Source organism: Streptomyces beijiangensis (assembly GCF_017315755.1).
GTDB classification, from domain to species: Bacteria; Actinomycetota; Actinomycetes; order Streptomycetales; family Streptomycetaceae; genus Streptomyces; species Streptomyces beijiangensis.
On the sequence record NZ_JAFLRJ010001082.1, the window covers coordinates 1 to 392 of the forward strand.

Annotated in this window: 1 pseudogene; it reads right to left on the bottom strand. The window is 69.1% G+C overall.

The window, feature by feature from the left end:
• A pseudogene (locus J0695_RS40645) lies at window positions 1-392 on the bottom strand (adenosine deaminase); the annotation flags it as partial.

The window sequence follows — 392 nt, forward strand, 5'->3', positions numbered from 1 at the left end:
CGCTCATCAGCCTGTTGTCGGTGTTGACCGTGGCGCGGAAGTGGAGCTTGCGCAGCAGACCGATGGGGTGCTCGGCGTACGAGGCGGCCGCCCCGGTCTGGAGGTTGGAGGTCGGGCAGAGCTCCAGGGGGATGCGCTTGTCCCGTACGTACGACGCGAGCCGTCCCAGCTTCACGGTGCCGTCGTCGGCGACCTGGATGTCGTCGATAATGCGGACGCCGTGGCCGAGGCGGTCGGCGCCGCACCACTGGAGCGCCTGCCAGATGGAGGGCAGTCCGAAGGCCTCGCCCGCGTGGATGGTGAAGTGGTTGTTCTCGCGCTTGAGGTACTCGAAGGCGTCGAGGTGGCGGGTGGGCGGGAAGCCCGCCTCGGCGCCCGCGATGTCGAATCCG